Here is a 21,326-nt window from a genome sequence, read left to right on the forward strand (position 1 = left end):
TCACCCGACCGCCCGCAGCACCTCGACCGCGTCCGCGTGCAGTCCGGGCGCGGCGGTGAGGAAGCCGTCCGAGCCGGCCGTCCAGGCCGACCCGGCGGTGTCCGTCACCGTCGCGCCCGCCTCGCTCGCCACCAGGGCGCCCGGCAGCAGGTTGCCCGCGTCCTGCCCGTACTGCCAGAACAGTGCCAGGTGCCCGGAGCCGACCTGGGCCACCTGGAGCGCGGTCGGGCCCAGGTTGCGCACCGCGAGCACCGCGCCCGCCATCGCGGACAGCGACTCGCCGGCCCGGCGCAGCGCCACCGGGTCGGCGGCCACCAGCGGCGGCTGGCTGGTGGCCGCGACGGTGGCCGCCAACTCGCGCTCCAGCGGCGCGATCGGTCGCCCGTCCACCTGTGCCCCGCCGCCCAGCACCGCCCGGTAGGTCCGGCCCGCGCCGAACAGCTCCGGGGCGTGCACCACGGCCAGTACCGCCGCGCCGTCGCGCACCAGCGTGGCCGTCACCGCCCAGTGCGGCTGCCCGAGCAGGTACTGCACCGCGCCGTCGGTCGCGTCGCAGACCCACCACTCGCCCTCGGCGGGCACCGAGCCGTCCAGTTCCTCCGGCACCCACCCGGCCTGCGGGCGCAGCGTGCTGAGCCGCTCGCGCAGCTCGGCGGCGGCCGGACCGTCCAGCTCGGCGAACCGCGCCATCGCCTCCTCGACCGTCCGTCCCGGGGTCGGATCGACCGGCCGGGCCGCCGCCAGCCCCGCGCCGACCTCGCGCACCGCCGCCTCCACGGCCTCCGTCAGCGCCCACAGCTCCGCAACCTGTCCGTCCATGCCCTGTCCGTTCATGTCCTGTCCGTTCATGTCCTGTCCGTTCATGTCCCGTCCGTTCATGTCCTGCCTCCTCGATTCCGCCCCGGTCAGCCCCGGTCCGCCCTGGTCCGCCCCGACCGGTGCGTTCCGGCCGGGCAGGACAAGGAGTACCGTCAGAGCTGCCGAACAGGACGCAGTAGCGCCTTCGAACGACGGAGATCGGACACCATGGACCTCGCCACGACGGATCCGGACACCGTGCTGGACACCCTGGACCGCCGCCTGGTCTGCGCCCTCCAAGTGGACGGACGGGCCGAGCCCGGCCGGATCGCCGAGGTGCTGGGCGTCTCCGCCCGGACGGTCACCCGCCGGCTGGGCCGGATGCGCGAGGCCGGAGTGCTCCGGGTGGTGCGGCTGCCCGACGTCGAGGACGCCGCCGTGGGCGCGCTGCTGCTGCGGGTCCGGGTGCTGCGCGGCCGGGTGGACGCCCTGGCCCGGGCGCTGGCCGACCGCTCCGACGTGCCCTTCGTCGACGTGATGCTCGGCGGCCACGAGGTCGGCGCCGTGATGCTGAGCGACGCCCACGGCCGGGACCGCCTGCTGTACGGGCAACTGCCCGCGACCGGTGCCGTCGTCGAGACCACCACCCACGCCGTCCTGCATGCCTTCGCGGACGCCGGGCAGTGGCGGGCCGGCTGGCTGACCGACCGGGAGGCCGCCGCGCTCGCCCGGCCGCTCGCCCCGCGCCCCGCCGTGCCCCCGCCGCTGGACGACCTCGACCGCGCCCTGCTGGGCCGGCTCGGGCAGGACGCCCGGCAGTCCCACGCGGTGCTGGCCGGGGCGGTCGGCGCGCCCGAGTCGACCGTACGGCGCCGGCTGCACCGGCTGGACGGGCTCGGCCTGCTGCGCACCCACGCCACCGTGGACCCCCGGCTGCTCGGCATGGCCGTGGACGCCAACCTCTGGCTGGACGTGCCGCCCGGCCGGCTCGCCGAGGTCGGTGCCGAGCTGGCCCGCCACCCGCAGGTGCACGGCGTCTTCGCCACCAGCGGCCCGACCAACCTGCTGGCCACGCTGTTCTGCCCGGACCACGGCGGCCTCTACCGCTTCCTCACCGACACCCTGGGCCCGCTGGGAGTCACCCGCGCCGAGACCACGATCACCGCCCGCGCGGTGAAGCGGGCCGGGGTGCTGCTGGACCGGCCGGCCCGCGGACGGTGAGCGCCGGGGCCCCTGGCCGGGCGGCCTTACCTGCGGGGTAATCGACGTGCACGGTCCGGCCCGGCAGGGTGGAGGCACCCGGTCGGGCGGTCGGCGCCACCGGGACACCACCTCGGTCAGGAGACGATCCGCATGCCCGCGAACGCGCCCCCCGTCACCCCCGTCCGGTCCGCCGCGGCGTTCTCCCCGTGGACGGTCCGCGGGGTCCTGGCCCTGGACGCGGTGGTCACCACCGGAAACGGCCTGGCCTATCTGGCCTTCGCCGGGCCGCTCGGCAGCCTGTTCGGGGTCGGCCTCCCCACCCTCCTGGTCGTCGGGCTGCTGCTGACCTGCCACGGTCTGGTGGTCGGCGCGCTGGCCGCCCGCCGCCCGCCGCGGCCTGCGGTGCTGGCGGTGGTGGGGATCAACACCGGGTGGGTGCTGCTCAGTCTGGTCGCGCTCGCCGCCCGGTTCGCGCCGACCGTGTCCGGCACGGTCTGGATCCCCTTGCAGGCCGCCGCCGTGGCGCTGTTCGTGGTGCTCCAGCTCGCGGCCCTGCGCCGCAGCGGCGCCCGGCGGTAGGGCCGGGCTGCCGGGGTGGGCTGCCGACGCGGGCCTTCCGTGGTGGGCTACCGAGGTGGGCTACCGCTCCGGGCCGACCACGGACTGCAGGTGCTGCACGGTCTCCCGGTCGGCCGGCAGGAAGGTCTCCAGGGCCAGTTCGGAGACCGTCACGTCCAGTGGCGTGTTGAAGGTGGTGACGGTCGACAGGAAGGAGAGCACCCGACCGTCGTGCCGGACCCGCAGCGGCAGCGCGAAGGGGTTCCCCTCGTCGGCGGCGTCCGGGGCCGGATCCTCCTCCGGTTCGGGGTAGCCGAGCACCTCCTCGTACAGCCGCCGCAGTGGCTCCGCGTGGATCCCCGGCTCCAGCCGCTCCTCCAGCCGGCTGAGCAGGTGCCGCCGCCACTGCCGGAAGTTGACGATGTGCGGTGCCAGCCCGTCCGGGTGCAGGGCGACCCGGACGGCGTTGAACGGCGGTCGGAGCAGCTCCGGGGCGACGCCGTCCAGCAGCAGGGTGAGCGAGCGGTTGGCCGCCAGCACCTGGAAGGTGCCGTCGATGACCACGGCCGGATACGGGTCGTGGGCGGCGAGCAGTCGTTCGACGCCGCCGCGCAGCGCGTCCATGGACGGGGTGTCGAGCGGAGTCTCGGGGTAGTGCGGGGCGTAACCGGCCGCCAGCAGAAGGGAGTTGCGCTCGCGCACCGGGACGTCCAGCTGCTCGGCCAGGCGCAGCAGGAGCTCCCGGCTCGGCCGGGCGCGGCCGTTCTCGACGAAACTGAGGTGCCGGGCCGAGGAGTTCGCCCGAAGTGCCAGTTGGAGCTGGCTGAGCTGCCGCCGCTCCCGCCAGCCGCGCAGCAGCGGTCCGACGCCGGTTCCTGTCGGGCCGCCCATGCCCGCCATGATCGTCATGGGCAAGGACGGTACTCGAACCGACCCCGTCCGCGGGAGGGTGCCGGGAGTTCGGAGGCCGGGTTCGGACAGCGGCGGGTCAGGCGCCGGTGGTCGAGCCGGGGCGGATCACCATCAGCACCACGACCACCGCCCACAGCAGGTTGAACACCCCGGCGGTCATCGGCAGCAGCCGCAGGCCGCTGACGGCCTTGGTGCGCTGCTCGTCCGCCGGGTCGAGGCCGAGCGCGTCCACGGCGGCCTGCTGGCCGGGCAGCACGAAGAGCAGCAGGGAGAGCGCGGCGACCGCGGTGAGCACCATGGAGGCGATCAGCCAGGACTGGCCGAGCACGTCCATCACCTGGGCCAGGCCGATGCCCAGCACCGGCACCGCGACGCCGAGCAGCGCGTAGACCTGGGTGATCCGGTGCAGGACGCGCAGCACGCCCGCGTCCGAAGCCTGGTCCGGGCCGCCGGCCAGGGCGGCCTTCGCCCGGCGCGGGAACATGCTGACGGCGACCGCGACCGGGCCTATGAACAGGACCGACGCGAGGACGTGCAGGCTCAGCAGGAACTTGGCCATGGCGGGGCACCCTTTGATCCGGTGGGCAGCTGGGGGTCGGCGGGCGTGCGCGCTCGGCGTGCCCACGACCAGGCACGCTAACACCGCTTATTCACCGGCCCCGCGCTCGGGTACCCGGCCCCGCGCTCGCCTGGCCCGGCCCAGTGCTGGGGTACCCGGCCCGGTGCCCCGCTCAGCCCGCCGGGACCAGCTCCACGATCCGCGGCGGGGCGGTGCTGACGGCCGCGACGGCGGCGCCCTGCCCGGGGTCGGTCCAGTCGAGCAGGTGGAGGTCCTCGAAGCGGCTGCGCAGCGGGGCGCCGGGCGGGACCTCCAGCGGCAGGGCGGAGAGGTCGACCTGCCCGAGGGTGTCCAGGGTGACCCGCCCGATCTTGATCAGCGACTCCTTGCGCACCCACTGCCGCAGGAACGCCCGGTCCGGCTCCGGCGCCGCCTCGACCAGGGCCAGCTCGGCCGGGGCGAGCACCCGGCGGGCCACGGCACGCAGCGAGCCGCCCCGGCCGGCCAGCTCGACGTCCACGCCGACCGGGCGGCGGCCCGCACCGGCCGCGACCACGCCCCGGGTGTGCGACAGGGTGACCTCCACCCCGGGGTGGTCGGGCAGGTAGGGCTTGCCGTGGTCGGCGAGGCCGCAGTCCGGGCACTCCTGGGCGAGCACCAGCCCGGCGACCGGTACGTCGAGCAGTCGGGCGGCGCAGAGCCGGACCAGGACGTGCCCGGCGACGAAGTCGGCCCGCCCGGACTCCTGCCGGAAGCGCGCGGCGCGCGCCCGCTCGATCTCGGTGAGCAGGTGCTCGCCCGCCTCGGGGTGCCGCAGTACGGCGTCGGCGGACGCGACGGCGACGAGCGGCGCGTCCTGCTCCTGGGCCTCGGTGGTCATGCCTTCCAACTTAGGGCGTGTCTTGTGGATCAGGCCAGGCCCGCGACGCCAGGGCACGCACCTCGCCGCGTTGTCGTCGGTCGCCGATGGCCCCCAGCCTTCGGCCGGGAGGTGCCCCCACCGCATGGACTCCCTCCTCCGCCTTGCGATGCACGCACCCTGACGCCGCGGTCTGGTCCGACCTGATCCACAAGACACGCCCAGTCCGCCCGGCCGCCGGGCGGAGAGCCGGACCCCGAGCGGAGAGCCGGACCCCTGGGGGAGCGGCCGTGGTCCCGGCGGGCGGGCCGGGCCGACCGATGAGTCGTCCGCAGGGTGTGAATAGTCCGTTTTAGGATTGAATGTCTCTGATCTATGGGATCGTCAGGAGATACGACGGAACCTGGCAGGTCGTCCGGCCTGCCCTTTTCTCTGCGCGGAGGAATTGTCGATGGGTCAGGCCACCGGTTCGCCGGGTCACCGAGCGACCGCCGTGAGAAGAACACCCGCCACCGGCCGTCGCCGGGCCGTCCGGATCGCTGTGGCGACCGCCGTCGCCGCCGTGCCGATGGCCGCCGTGCTGACGGTCGGTTCGGCCGCCCCGCTCGCCCCGCCGCTGGGTGCCTGCTCCGGCCCCGACTGCCCCGCCACCTGGCCGCCGCCGAACAACGGCGACTTCACCGGGCGGGACGCCACCATCAACGTCTTCACCGGCGGCGACTACACCGTCAACGGCCGTGCGGCCGAGGCCGAGGGCAAGATCGTCACGCTGGGGAACCTGACCGTCGACAAGAACGGCGGCGGCGTCTACAACATGGGCGTGGTGGGCGTCGGCTCGCGCGTCGTACCGCCCAACGGCAGTGACTTCGTCACCAGCGGCGGCAACGTCGACGTCAGGACCGGCAACTCGATCCTGATCGGCGGCAGCGACTCCCACGGCCCCGCCTTCGGCAACCTGCGCCACGCGGGCAGCGTCACCGGCACCGTCAGCATCGACCCCACCGGCCGGTCGATCCAGGACCCGAACGCCGCCGCGCCCTACCAGGACGTGCTGACCCAGATCGAGGAGGTCTCCGACTGTGTCGGCCGGGCCACCGCGACCGGCACCGTCGACGTCTCCTCCAGCCAGGCCACCTTCACCGGCGACGGCGTCAGCATGAAGCAGGTCTTCAACGTCAGCCAGAACCTGGCCTCGCCGAGCGGCGGCCAGATCGGCCTGGTCTTCAACAACATCCCGGCCGGGGCCACCGTCGTGGTGAACATGCTCGGGGACAGCCCGATCATCAACACCTACACCGGCACCGGCCTGGCGGGCGACCAGACCACCGACATGCGCTCCAAGCTGATGTACAACTTCCCGACCGCGACCTCGCCGCAGATCCTCGGCAGCGCCCAGTTCCAGGGCTCGGTCATGGCCGGCAACCCGGGCAGCACCACGACCCTCGCCCAGCCGGGCATCAACGGCCGGGTGTACCTCGCGGGCAACCTGATCCACACCGGTACGGGCGGCTACGAGATCCACAGCTACCCATTCGACGGGGATCTGCCGGACTGCCGGGTGACGCCGAGCCCGTCGCCGACCTCGCCGTCGCCGACCTCTCCGTCACCGACGTCCCCGTCTCCGACCTCTCCGTCACCGACGTCCCCGTCTCCGACCTCTCCGTCACCGACGTCCCCGCGCCCGACGTCCCCGCGTCCGACATCCCCGAGCCCCACCTCCTCGCGCCCGACCTCGCCGTCCCCGACCTCCCCGAGCGCGAGCACCACCTCGGCGTCGGCCAGCGCGTCCACGTCGAGCGCAGGCCCGGCCCCGACCAGCCACCACCCGACGAGCCACCACCCCACCAGCCACCACCCGACCGGCCACCACCCCGGTGGTGACGGCGAGTTGCCCTCGACCGGTTCGGGTGACGCGCCGGTGGTCTTCGGCCTGGCCGGTGTCGGCCTGCTCGGCCTCGGTGGCCTCGCCGTGCTGGCTGCCCGCCGCCGCGGCCGCCACAGCTAGCAGCGCTCCCAACACCCCGGCCAGTACCCCTCGGGCCGCCCGCCTCCGTGGCCGGGCGGCCCGAGTCGTGTCAGTGCCCCGACCGGTACCCGGCGAGTCCGGAGGCGCGCAGGTCGAAGGCCCGTTCCACCGCCGTCCTGACCCGTTCCCGCACCTCCTCGGCCGGCTCCCCGGCGACCATCGCCCGCCGGATCTCGCCGAGCACCGCCCGGTGGGCCCCGGCGACGGCGCCGGCCACCACCCGGGGGAGCGGGTCCGCCGGTCCGGCGCCCGACTCCTCGGCCAGGGCGGCCGCCAGGGCCGCTTCGGAGCGTTCGCCGAGTTCCAGCAGCCGGGCCCGCAGGGCCGGGCTGTCCGCGATGATCCGCCAGAACGTGGCCATCCGGGGGGTGAGCCCGATCGTCGGCTCCCCGTCGGCGAGGCCCGCCAGCAGGTCGGCCCGGACGGCGTCCACGGCGGAGCTGCCGGCCGGCCGTCGGCGGACCACTTCGGCGAGGTGGCCGACGACCTCGTCCTGCCGGTCGAAGAACAGGTCCTCCTTGGTCGGGAAGTAGTTGAACACCGTGTTGGGCGAGACCCCGGCGGCCCGGGCCACCTCGGCCACGGTGACCCGCTCGAAGCCGTGCTCGGCGAACAGGCCCATGGCGGTGTCGGCCAGGAGTTCCCGGGTCTGCTGCTTCTTGAGTTCGCGAAGTCCCATGGTCGCATCCTAGCGCCAAATCATGGTGTCACTTAAAACTTGCAGTGACACCAAAAATATCCGCTACGGTGTCGCCATGACACTCACCTTCGGTATCTACCCCGGTGGACTGCTCGGCGACGAGACCGGGATGATCCAGCCCGCCCGCCCCGACGATCCTGCGAAGATCACCGCCGCTCTGCGCGAACTCCAGGGCGAGGCGGCAGAGTTGCTCGTGCGCGCCTACCGCCTGTACCCGGACGGCGCGCACACTCCGGAGCGGCCCGAGCGGTACGCCGCCGAGGGGCGGAAGCTCGACCTCGTGCTCCAGTACCGCGAGCTCAGCGGGGAGTTGGCGGGCTGGCTGGACTTCGTCCGGCGGACCGTCCGGGCCGAAGGCCCCCGCCTCGCGCTCCTGCAGATCTGCGAGGAGCCCAACCTGGACCTGCCCGTCCTCGACGGCAGCATCCCGAACGTCCGCCGGGCGCTGGTCGAGGGCGTCGTCGCGGCCAAGGAGGAGGCGCTGGCCTGTGGTTACGATCACCTGGCGGTCGGCTTCAACGCGGTGCCCTCCTTCGACCCCGCCGACACCTTCTGGCCGGAGCTGGGGCGGCTCGCCGACGAGCGCTTCCACCGCGCCCTGGACTACGTCGGCCTGGACTTCTTCCCGGACGCCTTCCGCCCCGTCCCGGAAGGCCGGATCGCGGAGGCGGTGCGGGCGGTGCTCACCGGCTTCCGGAACGACGCGCTGCCCCGGGCCGGGATCGGGCCGGCCGTCCCGCTGCGGATCTGCGAGAACGGCTGGCCCACCGGTCCGGGGCGGAGCGAGGCCCGGCAGGCCGAGGTGGTGGAGCAGGTGGTCCGGGCGGTGGCCGGGCTGGCCGGTGAACTCGCCGTCCGGAGCTACTCGTTCTTCTCCCTCCGGGACGCCGACAGCGCCGGCCCCGGTCCGTTCCACCACTTCGGACTGCTCCGCGACGACTGGACGCGCAAGCCGGCCTTCGACGTCTACCGGAAACTGATAGCGGAGTTGACGATCAGTCGGTCCAGCGAGTGAGCGAAGGGCCCCTGCCTCCGGTCAGGTCACCTCGCCCCGGCGGGAGAACCGCTCCTCCCGCCACTCGCCGCTCGCCAGCACCTCGGCCAGCTGCTGCGCCGCGTCCCACACCTCGGTGTACGAGAGGTACAGCGGCGTGAAGCCGAAGCGCATCAGGTCCGGTGCGCGGAAGTCCCCGATCACCCCGCGCGCGATCAGCGCCTGGACCACCGGGTACCCGTCCGGGTGCCGCAGCGCGACCTGGCTGCCCCGCCGGGCGTGCTCGCGCGGGGTGACCACCTCGATCCCGTCCAGGCCCTCGACCAGCGAGACGAACAGGTCGGTCAGCGCCAGGCTCTTGGCCCGTACGGCGGTCAGGTCGGCCCGCTCCCAGATGTCCAGGGAGACCTCCAGCGAGGCCTGGCCGAGCAGGGAGGGCGAGCTGGTCAGGAAGCGCCCGATGCCCGGCTTGGGGTCGTAGCCGGGCTCGAAGGCGAACGGGCGGGCGTGCCCGAACCAGCCGCTCAGCGGCTGCCGCGGACCGGCCGCCAGGTGCCGCTCGGCGACGTACAGGAAGGCCGGCGAGCCGGGGCCGGAGTTCAGGTACTTGTAGGTGCAGCCGACCGCGAAGTCGGCGTTGGCGGCGCCGAGTTCGACCGGCAGTGCGCCCACCGAGTGGCAGACGTCCCAGATCATCAGGGCGCCCGCGGCCTGCACCCGGGCGGTGATCCCGGGCATGTCCAGCAGCTCGCCGGTGCGGTAGTCCACGTGCGAGAGCACCACCGCGGCGACCTCGCCGTCGAGGTGCCGGTCCAGCTCCTCGGGGCGGATCAGCACGCTGCGCCCGCCCTCGACCAGGCCGGTCACGCCCTCGGCGATGTACAGGTCGGTCGGGAAGGCCTCGACGTCGCCGAGCACCGTACGCCGCCCCGGGCGGAGCCGGAGCGCGGCCGCGAGCACCTTGAAGAGGTTCACCGAGGTGGTGTCGCAGACGACCACTTCCGCCGGGTCGGCCCCGATCAGCGGCGCGATCCGCCGCCCCAGCCGGTACGGCTGCTCGAACCAGCCGGCATCGTTCCAGCTGCGGATCAGCTCCCGGCCCCACTCCTGCTCGACCACCCGGGCCACCCGCTCGGGCGTGCGCACCGGCAGCGCGCCCAGTGAGTTGCCGTCCAGGTAGATCACCCCGTCCGGCAGGGCGAACTCCTTGCGGAACGCCGCCAGCGGGTCGACGGCGTCCAGCGCCGCGCAGTCCTCGCGCGTGGTCATGCCCGTTCTCTCCTTCGCCACCGGCTCGGTCACAGCTCGTCCCGGATCGTCCACAGCTCCGGGAACACGTCCTGCTCGGCCGCCTTGCGCAGCCAGGTCAGTCCACTGGAACCGCCCGAGCCGGGCTTGGCGCCCATGGTCCGCTTCACCGAGCTGAGGTGCCGCTGGCGCCAGCGGGTGACCCGCTCGGCGACGTCCAGCAGCGCCTCGGCGAGCGGCTGGAGGTCGGCGAACTCCGGCTCGGTGTAGACCCGGCGCCAGGCTGCGGCGACCTCTTCGGAGGGCCGGTAGCGCTGCTCCGAGGCGGCCGCGGGCACCGGCAGGCCGCGGCGGGCCAGCAGGCCGAGCGCCTCGTCGTACAGGCCGGGGGAGCGCAGTGCCTCGGCCAGCTCGGCCTGGGTCTCCGGCATCCCCTCGTACATGTTCAGCAGCGCGGCGTTCTTGTTGCCGAGCAGGAACTCCAGGTGCAGGAAGGCCGAGGACTGGAAGCCGGAGGCCTCGCCGAACAGGGCGCGGAAGGAGTTGAACTCCTGCGGCGTCATGGTGGCCAGCAGGTCCCAGGACTCCACCAGCACGTCCTGGACGTGGGTGCCGCGGCGCAGCGCGGCCCGCGCGGCGGTCGGGTCGTCCTCGCGCAGCGCCTGCCGGGCGATCGTCCACTCGTGCCGCAGCAGGTCGAAGAGCAGCTCCATCACCTGGGTGGTGACGATGAAGGACAGCTCGGCCGGTTCCTTGCTGCGCGGGTGCTGGAGGCTGTGCAGCTCCTCCAGGCGCACGTACTGCGCGTACGGGGTGCCCCGACCCGGTCGGCCGTCCGCACCGAACGACAGGTTGGGTGTCTCCACCGTGTCGTGCCCCATCCCGATCCCTCCTGCTCCGTCCGGGCCGCGTCGCCCGGGTCCGGTGGAGCGGACGGATGTCCTGGTTCCACCGGGGAGCCCATTGTGCGGCGCCGTGGTCCCCCGCTTGAATGGCCGACGAGCACCGCAACAGGGCTTCGGGTTGTCGTTCGCGAGGCGTTCGGTCGATCTGCTTTACGAATGAAAAACCGCTGATCACCCGCTGATCACACCCGCTGATCACCACCGCTTCGGGAGCCCCCATGGACGCCGTCGACCGCCGACTGCTGGCCGAACTCCAGGCCGACGCCAGACTCTCGTACAACGAACTCTCCCGCCGGGTGAGCCTGTCCGCACCCGCGGTGGCCGAACGGGTCCGCCGTCTGGAGGCGGACGGCGTGATCAGCGGCTACCACGCCCATGTGGACCCCACCCGGGCCGGGCTGCCGATCACCGCGCTGGTCCAGGTGCAGTGCTACGGCCCGCGCTGCGTGCTGCGCGACCCCGAGGTGGCGACCTGGCCGGAGGTGCTGCAGCTGCACCGGGTCACCGGCGGGGCCTGCTGCGTCCTGCTGGTCGCGGTCGCCACCATGGCCGAGTTCGAGGCGCTCTGCGACCGGCTCGGCGGGTACGGGCCGCCGGCCAGCTCGATGATCCTCTCCAGCCCGGTGCCCTGGCGGCCGCTGCTGCCGAGCTGACCCCGCCCGGGACTGCCGGCCCGAGCCCGCCGGCCCGAGCCCGCCCGAGCCCGCCCGCCCCGGCGATCGGCCTCCGGCTGGCCTTGACGCGGACGTCAAGGAGTAGGTTCCTCGGCATGCCGAACGAGCGCCACATCCTGCTGCTGCCGGGGAGCCTGCGGGCCGGCTCCGCCAACGAGGCCGTGCTGCGTACCGCCGCCGCCGTGGCCGACGACCTGCCCGGCGTCCGGACCACGTACTACGCGGGCCTGGCCGGGCTGCCGCACTTCAACCCGGACCACGACACCGACCCGCTGCCGGAGCCGGTGGCCGCGCTGCGGGCGGCGATCGAGGCGGCCGACGCGCTGCTCGTCTGCACCCCCGAGTACGCCGGGACGCTCCCGGGCTCCTTCAAGAACCTGCTGGACTGGACGGTCGGCGGGATCGAGATCTCGGACAAGCCCGCGGCCTGGATCAACTGCGCCGGGCCGGGCCGCGGCCTGGGCGCCGAGGCCACCCTGGGCACCGTCCTGGGCTACACCGGCGCGGCCGTGCTGGCTGAGGCCTGCGTGCGGATCCCGCTGGACCGCGGCGCGGTCGGCCCGGACGGGCTGGTCGCCGATCCCCTGGTGCGCGGGCGGATCGGCGAGGTGCTGACCCGCCTGGCGGCCGGCTGAGCGACCGCCCGAGCCCCTGCCGTGCCCCCCCGCCCGTGCCCAGCCCCGCGCCCAGCCCGCGCTTGAGTCCACGCCCGGGCGCTCCGGCTCAGTGCCCGGCGGGCAGCGGCACCCCGAGCCCGGCCAGGCCCTCCAGGAAGAGCTCGACGCCGACCGCCGCGAGCAGCAGCCCGAGCAGCCGGGACGCCACCTCCAGCGAGGTGCTGTGGGTGCGCTTCATCAGCGGCGCGAGCACGGCCACGCAGAGGTAGTTGAGCACCGCGACGGCCACGTACGCCCCGGCGACGGCCGCCTTCCAGCCCCAGTTGTCCTGGTTCAGGGAGGCGACCAGGACGGCGGTGATCGCGAGCGGGCTGGCGACATACGGCAGCAGCAGTTCGCGGATGCCGTCCGCGAGCGGGTTGGCCAGGTGCTCGTCGTCGTCGCCGGTCGCGCCGAGGTGCAGGCCGAAGACCAGCGCGACGGCGTAGACGAAGAAGATCGCCCCGCCGGCGAGCTGCAGCGACTGGTCGCTGATGTGGAAGAGCGTGGTCACCTCGTCCGCGCCGAAGCCGAGGACCAGGCCGATCAGCGCCGAGACGGCCGTGCTCCAGGCGGCCAGCCGCCGGAGCTCCCGGGTGCTGCGGTCCCCGGCCAGCCTGGCGAAGGTCAGCAGGGTCTTCGGCGGGCCGACCACGGCGAAGAAGGTGATGAAGGCGCTGCCCAGGTTGAAGACGAACATGGGCCCAGCATTCCTTGTCGCGGTCGGATTCGCCCGGATGGCGGCCCCGGGTCGAGCCGGCGGGCGCTCTCGGGTGCCATGGAGGTACGTACGACCACTCCCCTGGCGGAAACGAGGATGCGACATGTGCCTGAACCGTAGGGACCTGGGCCTGCTGGCCCTGCGCAGCGCGGTCGGCGGAGTGCTGATCGCGCACGGGACCCAGAAGCTGTTCGGCTGGTTCGGTGGCGGCGGCCTGGAGGGCACCACCCAGGCGATGGACCACATGGGCTTCCACCCGGCCCGGGAGAGCGCCATCGCGGCGGGCCTCGGCGAGGCGGGCGGCGGGGCGCTGCTGGTGGCCGGGCTGGCCACCCCGGCGGCCGGTGCGGTGGTGGCCGGGACGATGGCCGGGGCCGTGGCGGTGCACGCCCCGGCGGGCTTCTTCGCGATGTCCGGCGGCTACGAGTACCCGGCGTTCCTCGGCGCGACCGGCCTGGCGATCGGCCTGGCCGGCCCCGGGCGGTACTCACTGGACCACCTGACCGGGCACGTCTTCGACCGGCCGTGGGTCGGCACGCTGGCCTTCCTGGCGAGCGCGGCGGGCGCGTACGGGGTGGTGGCGCGCCGCCGGCACCTGGTGCGGCTGCGCGAGGAGCGGGCCGCGGTGGAGGCGGACGAGCAGGAGGGCTCCGGGCTGTCCTGAGGCCCGTACCGGAGGGCTCCGGGCTGTCCTGAGGCCCGTACCGGAGGGCCGGGCCCTCACCCGGAGGCACCACCCCTGCTGGCGGGGGCGGCGGGCGGCTCGGAGGGTGGGCGGGAGGTGTGCCGGGCAGCCCGGCGCCGGAAGGAACGAGGACCCGCATGGACCGCCAGCCGCTCACCCGAGCCACCTCCGGGCCGCGCCGCACCGCACAGTGCCCGACCGAACCGACGACCCGTCACCATCGGCTGGCCGCAGGGGTGTTGGCGGTGGCCGTGCTGGGTTCGGCGGTGCTGGCCGGCTGTTCCTCCGGCAAGAGCGCGCGCGCTGAGGCCTCCGCGGCGGCCGGGGAGGTGCAGAAGGCGGCGAGTGCGGCCGCCTCCGCCGCGTCGGCGCTGGCCTCGGCGGCCGGCGGGGTGGGCGGGCTGCTCGGCTCGGCGCAGGCCGAGGCCTCGGCGGCGGTCTCGGCGGCCTCCTCGGCGGTCGCCGGGATCAAGGGCGGGCTGGACGCCAAGGGGGACGTCTCGGTCGGCGCGGTGTCGACCGGTTCGGACGGCAAGCCGCAGGCGCAGCTCACCGTCACCAATCACGGGCAGGAGTCGTACCGGTACGTGGTCCAGGTGAACTTCACCGACGGGAGCGGCACGCTGCTGGACGCGACCGCGGTGACCGTCCAGGACGTGGCGGCGGGCCAGAGCGCCCAGGCCACCGCGCAGGCCAACCGGGAGCTCAGCGGCACGGTGAAGGCCGAGGTGGCGAACGCCGTCCGGTTCTGAGCGCCGCCGTCGCGGTCCCGGGGGTCGCCGTTGCGGGGCGGGTGCGGAACCTTAAGCGGGTCTCAAGGCCAACGGGACCCCTTGACGGGGGAGTTGGTCTAGTCCATTTTTGTTCCCCAGGTGCAGGGAGCCCCTGAACCGGCGTCACCGGCCTCGTGCCGGGGGCGCCGGTTCGGCACATCCCGGTGTCCGTCACGGCCTGTCCGCTCGATTCCCACCCCTGATCTGTCATGTCCCGGTCGTCCGGCCCCACCCCGGACGCACCCCACCGGGCGACGGAACCCCCACACCCAGGAGTCACGCACCCATGCTGCGCTCACGCATTGAAAGGGCCGGGACCCCGGCTCCGGACGGGCCCCGCCGGCGCCGCCCGAAGAGCCTGGCCGCCGTCGCGGCCGGCACCACCGCCTCCCTGCTGCTCGGCGCGGGCCTCGCGCTGTCCGGCGGCGGCGCGGCCAACGCCGCGACCACCAACTCCACCGGCGCGACCGCCACCAGCGGCGGCATCAAGGTCGCCTACTACGACCAGTGGTCGGTGTACGCCAACGCGTACTACCCGAAGACGATCCAGGACACCGGCGTGGCCGGGAAGCTGGACTACCTGATCTACGACTTCGCCAACATCTCCCCGACCGACCTGGGCTGTTTCGAGGCGACCAAGGCCGCCGACACCAACGACAACAACCCCAACGCCGGTGACGGCGCGGCCGACGCCTTCGCCGACTACCAGAAGAGCTTCGGCGCGGACATCTCGGTGGACGGCGTCGGCGACGTCTGGAACCAGCCGATCGCGGGCAACTTCAACCAGCTCAAGAAGCTCAAGGCGAAGAACCCCAACCTCAAGGTCCTGCTGTCGATCGGCGGTTGGACCTACTCCAAGTACTTCTCGTCGGCGGCCGCCACGGACGCCTCGCGCAAGCACCTGGTCTCGTCCTGCATCGACATGTTCATCAAGGGCAACCTCCCGTCCGACGCCGGCTACGGCGGTCCGGGCACGGGCAAGGGCGTCTTCGACGGCATCGACATCGACTGGGAGTACCCGGGCGGCGGCGGCCACACCGGCAACATCTCCAGCCCGGCCGACAAGCAGAACTTCACCCTGCTGCTGCAGGAGTTCCGCAACCAGCTGGACGCCCAGGGCAAGGCCGACAACAAGACCTACGCCCTGTCGGCGGCGGTCGGCGCCGGCCAGGACAAGATCATGAACGTCGAGACCGACAAGATCGGTCAGTACCTGACCTTCCTCGACGTCATGACCTACGACATGCACGGCGGCTGGGACCCCCAGGGCCCGACCAACCACCAGGCCCCGCTGTACTCCGGCCCGAACGACCCGTCGACCCCGGCCAAGCCGGGCAACGGCAAGTACTCGATCGACAACGCGATCAAGGCGTGGACGGTCGGCGACGCCCAGTACGGCATCCCCGGCGGCTTCCCGGCCAACAAGATCAACATGGGTGTGCCGTTCTACTACCGCGGCTGGACCGGCGTCCAGAACAACGGCAGGAACGGCCTCTTCCAGCCCGCCACCGCCCCGGCCGCCGGCGCCGCGATGTCCGGCAACGTCCCGGGCATCCAGATGTACAAGGAGCTGACCGGCTTCGTCGACAACCCGTCCAAGACCTTCTGGGACGACGACGCCAAGGCCGCCTACTTCTACGACGGCAACACCTTCTGGAGCGGTGAGAACGCCAAGTCCATCCAGGCCAAGCTGGACTACGCGCACTGCAACGGCCTCGGCGGCTCCTTCGCCTTCTCGCTGTACGACCTGGGTACCAACACCACCCTGTTCGACACGATGGTGAACGCCACCAACGGCTCCGCGGCCGGCTGCCCGGCCCCGCCGACCGGCAGCCCGACGCCGACCCAGACCCCGACCGGCACGCCGACCGGGACCCCCACCGGGACCCCGACGGGCACCCCGACCGGCACGCCCACCGGGACTCCGACCGGCACCCCGACCACGCCGGCCACCTGCTCGGCCGCCCCGAGCTGGGACCCGAACGCCACCTACGCGGCCGGCGGCACCAAGGTCTCCTGGAAGGGCCACTACTACACCAACAAGTGGTGGACCAAGGGCGAGGACCCGACCCAGAGCGGCCAGTGGGGCGTCTGGGCCGACAACGGCCCCTGCTGACCCGCTCACCTGCTGACCGCTGACCTGCTGACCGCCCCGAGGCCCGACGGACCCCGCGGCACCTGAACGAACGACGGAGTCCGGCCCGCCGGGGGAGCACCCCCGGCGGGCCGGACTCCGTCGTTCCGGGTCCGCGACCGCGACGTCGTTCCGGACCCGCGACCGCGACCGCGACCGCGACCGCGGCTCAGGCCAGGTCGGCCGTGCGCCCGAGCGCGTCCGGCTGGCTCTCCTCGATCCGCCGCAGCATCCGGGCCAGCAGGCCGGACAGCGCGGTGCGCTCCTCGCCCTTGATGTCCTGCAGCAGCTCCTCCTCGAACACCGCCGCCATCCGCATCGACTCCAGCCACTTGTCGCGGCCGTTCTCGGTCAGCTCGATGATCACCCGCACCCGGTTGGACTCGTCCCGCTCCCGGGTGACCAGGTCCTCGGCCACCATCCGGTCGATCCGGTGGGTCATCGCGGCCGGGGTGAGCCCCAGCCGCTTCGCCAGCTCGCCCGGGCCCAGCCGGTAGGGGCTCCCGCTCACCACCAGCGCCTTGAGCACCTCCCACTCGGCGGAGGTGATCCCGAGCACAGTCAGCTGCCGGTCGTACGCGACGCCCATCCGCCGGGAGACCCGGTTGAGGGTCTGCACGATCGTCTCGACCTGGGGGTCGACGGTGGGGAACTCCCGCTGGTAGAGGGCCACTTGCTCGGCGATGCCGAGCTCCAGGGGAGTGGCCTTCGGCGGCTTGTCAGCAGCCGGCGACGGCTTGTCCGTAGTCATGCGGACCAGTGTCGCACGGGCGTGCACTCCTTAAGCCTTTGACTCCGCAGCCTTCCAGTGCTAAGACTTTATCTCGGCAGAGTTTAGGTCTGAAATCTTCTGGGCTCAAGAGTTCCAGTGGAAACAGGAAGGGATGTGCACGGTGACCGGCACGGTGAAGCAGCAGAGGCAGCAGCGACGTGGGGCGGGCGGCCCGCTGCGCCGCGTCCAGATCGGCAACGCGCTCAGCGCGTTCGGCAGCGGGTTCACGATGCCGTACATGTTCGTGTACGTGGACCAGGTGCGCGGGCTGGGTTCGCTGGCGGCCGGGATGGTGTTCACCGTCTTCGCGCTGGCGGCGCTCGCCGTCCTCCCGTTCACCGGGCGCGGCATCGACCGGTACGGTCCCCGTCCGGTGCTGCTGGCGGGTGCGGCCCTGGCCGCCACCGGCGCGTTCGCCTTCGGCCACGCCACCGGCACGCCGGCCCTGCTGGTCTCCTCGTTCCTGTTCGGCGCGGGTGTCACCACCTGCCAGCCGGCCCTCGCCACGATGATCGTCCGCTGCTCGACGGCCGCGACCCGCTCGCACGCCTTCGCGCTGCAGTTCACCCTGGTCAACCTGGGCATGGGCATCGGCGCGCTGGTCGGCGGGCAGATCGTGAACGTCGCCGACCCGGCCAGCCTCACCCGGCTGTTCACCATCGAGGCGGTCACCTTCCTCGGCCTGGCCCTGGTCACCGGCACCGCCCGGATACCGAAGGCCCAGCTGAGCGTCGTCCAGGGCGCGGCGACCGGCCCGACCGGCCTGCGCGCCCTGCTCGCCGACAAGGCGATGGTGCGGCTCTGCATCCTCGCCGGGCTGATCTTCTTCACCTGCTACGGCCAGTTCGAGTCCGGTGTCGCGGCCTTCGCCACCGACACCGTCGGCACCGCGCCCTCCACCCTGGGCCTCGCGATCGGCGCCAACGCGGTCACCATCGTGGTGCTGCAGATGTTCATGGTGCGGATCACGGCGCGCCGCCGCCGCACCGCCGCGATGGCCGCAGCCGGCCTGGTCTGGCTGGCCGCCTGGGCGATGGCCCTGGTCGCCGGTCTGATCCGGACCGAGACCATGGCCGCCACGGTCGCGATCGTCTCGATCTACGCCCTGTTCGGCGTCGGTGAGTCGCTGCTCGCGCCCACCATGGGCCCGATGGTCGCCGACCTCGCCCCGGCCCGGCTGCTCGGCACCTACAACGCCGGGTACGCCCTGGTGAAGCAGATCGCCATCGCGGTCGGCCCGGCCGTCGGCGTGCTGCTGGTCGGCTCCGGCACCTGGCCGCTCTACCTCGCGGCCATGGCGGGCTCGACGCTGCTGATCGTCGTGCTGGCGCTGCGCCTGCGCCCGTACCTCACGGCCGAGCAGGACAACGCGGCCCCGGCCGTGGTCCGCACCCCGGCCCCGGTCCGGGAGCGGGAGCTGCAGACCGCCGCGTGATTCGGCTGAGCGAATCGGGCGCGTGATTCGGCCGCTTGTGCGGCCATGTGTACGGCCGCTCGCACGGGCGCCGACCAGGTCACCTGGTCGGCGCCCGTCGCGCTTGGCTTCCCGGGCACCGCCACATAGTGTCAGTGGCTGTTGACCGCCCGGCCCCGGCCGGGGCAGCAGACCCGGGCCCGGTGCAGCAACCCCAGGGCCCCGCAGACAGGCGAATCGGCGAGGCTATGACGCAAGCGGCGCTCACGCACCCCCCGGCGGTCCAGGCCACCGCCGAACCGGACCCGGCACCGGCTCCGCGCGGCCTGCTGCGCTGGGCGGCCGACCGCTCCGGCTGGCTCGGCCCGATCGCCGTCGCCCTCTTCGCCGGCCTGCTGCGGTTCTGGAACCTCGGCTACCCCAACGCCTTCGTCTTCGACGAGACGTACTACCCCAAGGACGCCTGGTCCCTGCTCCAGCAGGGCTACGAGGGCACCTGGCCCGACCACGCCAACGCCGACATCCTGGCCGTCCCGCAGTCCGTCCCGCTCAGCTCCGCGCCCGAGTTCGTCGCCCACCCGCCGCTCGGCAAGTGGGTGATGGCGGTCGGCGAGCAGCTGTTCGGACTGCACCCCTTCGGCTGGCGGTTCATGACCGCCCTGCTCGGCACCCTCGCCGTGCTGATGCTGGCCCGGATCGGCCGTCGGCTCTTCGGCTCCACCCTGGTCGGCTGCACGGCCGCCCTGCTGATGTCCGTGGACGGCCTCCAGCTGGTGATGAGCCGGGTCGGCCTGCTCGACGGCATCCAGATGTTCTTCGTGCTCGCCGCCTTCGGCGCCCTGCTGATCGACCGCGACCACGTCCGCGCCCGGCTCGCCGGGGTCACCGACGGCGACGGGGTGCGGCTCGGGTGGCGCCCCTGGCGGATCGCCGCCGGGGTGCTCGTCGGCGCCGCCTGCGCCGTCAAGTGGAACGGCGCCCCGATCCTCGCCGCCTTCGGCGTCCTCACCGTGCTCTGGGACCAGTCCGGCCGCCGCGCCGCCGGAGCCCGCCACCCCTGGCGCTCCATGCTGCGCCGGGACGCCGTACCCGCCTTCCTCGCCATGGTCGGCTCGGCCCTGGTGGTGTACGTCGGCGCCTGGAGCGGCTGGCTGGCGAGTGGTGCCGGCGACGGGGGCGGCTACGACCGGCACTGGGCGGACGGCCGCGCCGGACTCTCCCCGGACCACGCCTTCGGCATCCCGCTGCCGCAGGTCCCGATGACCTGGGTGCCCGCCCCGCTGCGCAGCCTGTGGCACTACCACTCGCAGATGTACGACTTCAACACCGGCCTGAGCACCCCGCACACCTACCAGTCCAACCCCTTCGCCTGGCTGGTCGACGGCCGCCCGGTCTCGATGTACTGGGAACAGGTGCCGACCGGGACGCGCGGCTGCACCGCCCCCGGCGGCTGCGCGGCGCAGATCCTGGGCCTGGGCACCCCGTTCCTGTGGTGGGCGGCCTGCTTCGCGCTGGTCTACCTGCTGTGGCGCTGGTTCTTCCGCCGGGACTGGCGCTCGGGCGCCGTGCTGTGCGCGGTGGCCGGGATCTACCTGCCCTGGTTCCGGTACCAGGAGCGGACGATCTTCTCCTTCTACATGGTCGTGCTGGTGCCGTTCCTGTGCCTGGCCGTCGCCCAGCTGCTCGGCGCGATCCTCGGCCCGGCGGGCTGCAGCCCCGAGCGCCGCCGGTACGGGGCGGTCGCGGCCGGGCTGATCGTGTTCGCGATCGTCGGCTGCTTCGCCTTCTTCTACCCGCTGTACACGGCGGAGGTGATCCCGATGTCGTCCTGGCAGGACCGGATGTGGTTCACCAGCTGGATCTGATGCCGCTGTCGGTACCGGCCCCCGTACCGCTGGCGGCTTCCGGCAGCGGGCAGCTGCTGCCGGTCACCCCGGTGCTCGGGGTGGTCACCGGGGTGCTGCTGCTGGCCGCCGTGGCGGTGGCCGGGTGGGGGCTGCTCGGCCACGGGCGGGCGGTGGCGCGGGCCGGACTGCGGGCGGTCGTCCAACTGGCCGCCGTCGCCGTGGTGATCAGCTGGGTGGTCGCCTCGCTGTGGTGGTCGGCGCTGTTCGTGCTGCTGATGTTCACGGTCGCGGTGCGCACCGCCGGCCGGCGGATGACCCCGGGCCCCGGCTGGGTCTGGGCGGCGGCCCCGATCGGCGCGGGAGTGCTGCCGGTGCTGGTCCTGCTGCCGGCCGTCGGGCTGCTGCCGCTCAAGGGCCTGTCGGTGATCCCGGTCGCGGGAATCCTGATCGGCGGCGGGCTCACCGCCACCTCGCTCGCCGGCCGGCGCGCCCTGGACGAGCTGCGGCAGCGGCGCGGCGAGGTGGAGGCGGCGCTGGCGCTGGGCTTCGAGGAGCGGGACGCCCGGCTGGAGATCTGCCGTACGGCGGCCGCGACCTCGCTGGTCCCGGCGCTGGACCAGACCCGCACCGTCGGCCTGGTCACCCTGCCCGGCGCCTTCGTCGGGATGCTGCTCGGCGGCGCCTCGCCGGTGCAGGCGGGCGCGGTGCAGCTGTTCGTACTGATCGGGCTGCTGGCGGTGGAGTCGGTGGCGATCGTGGTGGTGCTGGAGCTGGTCGGGCGGGGGCTGGTGACGGCCGACGCCGGACCGGGCGGCCAAGGCGTCGGGTAGGCTGGGGCGCGTTGAAGGGGAGTAGCCCTCCACCGGACCGTCGACATACTGGCCCCCA

At 73.5% G+C, this 21,326-nt stretch carries 21 protein-coding genes; 12 read left to right on the forward strand and 9 right to left on the reverse strand.

Annotated elements, in window-relative coordinates; genetic code table 11:
• Window positions 1-879 carry an inositol monophosphatase family protein gene (locus ACIQWA_RS18630; protein ID WP_402483751.1) on the reverse strand — a complete coding sequence of 293 codons (879 nt, stop codon included), beginning with the start codon at window positions 877-879 and terminating at the stop codon, window positions 1-3.
• Window positions 880-1,026: 147 nt separating this feature from the next.
• Here ACIQWA_RS18630 and ACIQWA_RS18635 point away from each other — a divergent pair, with 147 nt between their 5' ends.
• Both ACIQWA_RS18635 and ACIQWA_RS18640 read left to right on the forward strand, forming a co-directional pair.
• Window positions 1,027-2,019 carry an Lrp/AsnC family transcriptional regulator gene (locus tag ACIQWA_RS18635; protein WP_402483752.1) on the forward strand — a complete coding sequence of 331 codons (993 nt, stop codon included), beginning with the start codon at window positions 1,027-1,029 and terminating at the stop codon, window positions 2,017-2,019.
• 132 nt (window positions 2,020-2,151) lie between these two features.
• Window positions 2,152-2,580, forward strand: coding sequence for a hypothetical protein (locus tag ACIQWA_RS18640; RefSeq protein ID WP_402483754.1), 429 nt, complete (start codon window positions 2,152-2,154; stop codon window positions 2,578-2,580).
• A 60-nt stretch (window positions 2,581-2,640) separates the two neighbouring features.
• On the opposite strand, the gene ACIQWA_RS18645 is transcribed toward ACIQWA_RS18640, so the two are convergent.
• The 3 genes from ACIQWA_RS18645 to ACIQWA_RS18655 form a co-directional block, all read right to left on the reverse strand.
• A complete protein-coding gene (locus ACIQWA_RS18645; protein WP_402483756.1) occupies window positions 2,641-3,468 on the reverse strand; it encodes a helix-turn-helix domain-containing protein in 828 nt (275 codons plus the stop codon).
• A 79-nt stretch (window positions 3,469-3,547) separates the two neighbouring features.
• Window positions 3,548-4,030, reverse strand: a complete 483-nt coding sequence (locus ACIQWA_RS18650; protein WP_360228356.1) for a DUF2269 family protein — start codon at window positions 4,028-4,030, stop codon at window positions 3,548-3,550.
• A 172-nt stretch (window positions 4,031-4,202) separates the two neighbouring features.
• On the reverse strand, window positions 4,203-4,910 hold the full coding sequence (locus ACIQWA_RS18655) for a 4'-phosphopantetheinyl transferase family protein (RefSeq protein WP_402483758.1): 708 nt from the start codon (window positions 4,908-4,910) through the stop codon (window positions 4,203-4,205).
• Window positions 4,911-5,382: 472 nt separating this feature from the next.
• Here ACIQWA_RS18655 and ACIQWA_RS18660 point away from each other — a divergent pair, with 472 nt between their 5' ends.
• On the forward strand, window positions 5,383-6,894 hold the full coding sequence (locus ACIQWA_RS18660; RefSeq protein WP_402483759.1) for a choice-of-anchor A family protein: 1,512 nt from the start codon (window positions 5,383-5,385) through the stop codon (window positions 6,892-6,894).
• Between the two features lie 70 nt (window positions 6,895-6,964).
• Here the strand turns inward: ACIQWA_RS18660 and ACIQWA_RS18665 are convergent, their stop codons facing one another.
• A complete protein-coding gene (locus ACIQWA_RS18665; protein ID WP_402483761.1) occupies window positions 6,965-7,594 on the reverse strand; it encodes a TetR/AcrR family transcriptional regulator in 630 nt (209 codons plus the stop codon).
• 76 nt (window positions 7,595-7,670) lie between these two features.
• Between ACIQWA_RS18665 and ACIQWA_RS18670 the strand changes: the two genes are divergently transcribed.
• On the forward strand, window positions 7,671-8,630 hold the full coding sequence (locus ACIQWA_RS18670; RefSeq protein ID WP_402483763.1) for a hypothetical protein: 960 nt from the start codon (window positions 7,671-7,673) through the stop codon (window positions 8,628-8,630).
• Window positions 8,631-8,651: 21 nt separating this feature from the next.
• Here the strand turns inward: ACIQWA_RS18670 and kynU are convergent, their stop codons facing one another.
• Entirely contained in the window at window positions 8,652-9,878 is a 1,227-nt protein-coding gene (kynU, locus tag ACIQWA_RS18675; protein ID WP_402483765.1) for a kynureninase, read from the reverse strand.
• A 29-nt stretch (window positions 9,879-9,907) separates the two neighbouring features.
• Complete coding sequence (locus ACIQWA_RS18680) at window positions 9,908-10,738, reverse strand: tryptophan 2,3-dioxygenase (protein WP_402483767.1); 831 nt, start codon at window positions 10,736-10,738, stop codon at window positions 9,908-9,910.
• A 242-nt stretch (window positions 10,739-10,980) separates the two neighbouring features.
• Between ACIQWA_RS18680 and ACIQWA_RS18685 the strand changes: the two genes are divergently transcribed.
• Window positions 10,981-11,415: an Lrp/AsnC family transcriptional regulator gene (locus tag ACIQWA_RS18685; RefSeq protein ID WP_030288688.1), complete on the forward strand. Its 435-nt coding sequence runs from the start codon at window positions 10,981-10,983 to the stop codon at window positions 11,413-11,415.
• Window positions 11,416-11,531: 116 nt separating this feature from the next.
• Window positions 11,532-12,071 carry an NADPH-dependent FMN reductase gene (locus tag ACIQWA_RS18690; protein ID WP_402483769.1) on the forward strand — a complete coding sequence of 180 codons (540 nt, stop codon included), beginning with the start codon at window positions 11,532-11,534 and terminating at the stop codon, window positions 12,069-12,071.
• Window positions 12,072-12,159: 88 nt separating this feature from the next.
• Here the strand turns inward: ACIQWA_RS18690 and ACIQWA_RS18695 are convergent, their stop codons facing one another.
• A complete protein-coding gene (locus tag ACIQWA_RS18695) occupies window positions 12,160-12,792 on the reverse strand; it encodes a MarC family protein (protein ID WP_402483770.1) in 633 nt (210 codons plus the stop codon).
• 124 nt (window positions 12,793-12,916) lie between these two features.
• Between ACIQWA_RS18695 and ACIQWA_RS18700 the strand changes: the two genes are divergently transcribed.
• The 3 genes from ACIQWA_RS18700 to ACIQWA_RS18710 all read left to right on the forward strand — a co-directional run bounded on the left by ACIQWA_RS18700 (window position 12,917) and on the right by ACIQWA_RS18710 (window position 16,387).
• The gene (locus ACIQWA_RS18700; RefSeq protein ID WP_360228329.1) at window positions 12,917-13,477 is read left to right on the forward strand and encodes a DoxX family protein; all 561 of its coding nucleotides are present in this window, start codon (window positions 12,917-12,919) and stop codon (window positions 13,475-13,477) included.
• A 158-nt stretch (window positions 13,478-13,635) separates the two neighbouring features.
• Window positions 13,636-14,250, forward strand: coding sequence for an FxLYD domain-containing protein (locus ACIQWA_RS18705; RefSeq protein ID WP_402483772.1), 615 nt, complete (start codon window positions 13,636-13,638; stop codon window positions 14,248-14,250).
• Between the two features lie 307 nt (window positions 14,251-14,557).
• Window positions 14,558-16,387, forward strand: coding sequence for a glycosyl hydrolase family 18 protein (locus ACIQWA_RS18710; RefSeq protein ID WP_402483774.1), 1,830 nt, complete (start codon window positions 14,558-14,560; stop codon window positions 16,385-16,387).
• Window positions 16,388-16,574: 187 nt separating this feature from the next.
• On the opposite strand, the gene ACIQWA_RS18715 is transcribed toward ACIQWA_RS18710, so the two are convergent.
• Entirely contained in the window at window positions 16,575-17,156 is a 582-nt protein-coding gene (locus ACIQWA_RS18715; RefSeq protein WP_360228320.1) for a MarR family transcriptional regulator, read from the reverse strand.
• A 142-nt stretch (window positions 17,157-17,298) separates the two neighbouring features.
• Here ACIQWA_RS18715 and ACIQWA_RS18720 point away from each other — a divergent pair, with 142 nt between their 5' ends.
• The 3 genes from ACIQWA_RS18720 (at window position 17,299) to ACIQWA_RS18730 (ending at window position 21,268) form a co-directional block, all read left to right on the forward strand.
• A complete protein-coding gene (locus ACIQWA_RS18720) occupies window positions 17,299-18,612 on the forward strand; it encodes an MFS transporter (RefSeq protein WP_402483776.1) in 1,314 nt (437 codons plus the stop codon).
• 125 nt (window positions 18,613-18,737) lie between these two features.
• Window positions 18,738-20,456, forward strand: a complete 1,719-nt coding sequence (locus ACIQWA_RS18725; RefSeq protein ID WP_402483864.1) for a phospholipid carrier-dependent glycosyltransferase — start codon at window positions 18,738-18,740, stop codon at window positions 20,454-20,456.
• Window positions 20,456-21,268, forward strand: a complete 813-nt coding sequence (locus ACIQWA_RS18730; RefSeq protein WP_402483866.1) for an ABC transporter permease — start codon at window positions 20,456-20,458, stop codon at window positions 21,266-21,268. The genes ACIQWA_RS18725 and ACIQWA_RS18730 overlap by 1 nt, the downstream gene beginning before the upstream one ends.
• Window positions 21,269-21,326 lie beyond the last annotated feature (58 nt).

It is taken from the genome of Kitasatospora sp. NPDC098652 (assembly GCF_044760155.1).
Classification (GTDB): domain Bacteria; phylum Actinomycetota; class Actinomycetes; order Streptomycetales; family Streptomycetaceae; genus Kitasatospora.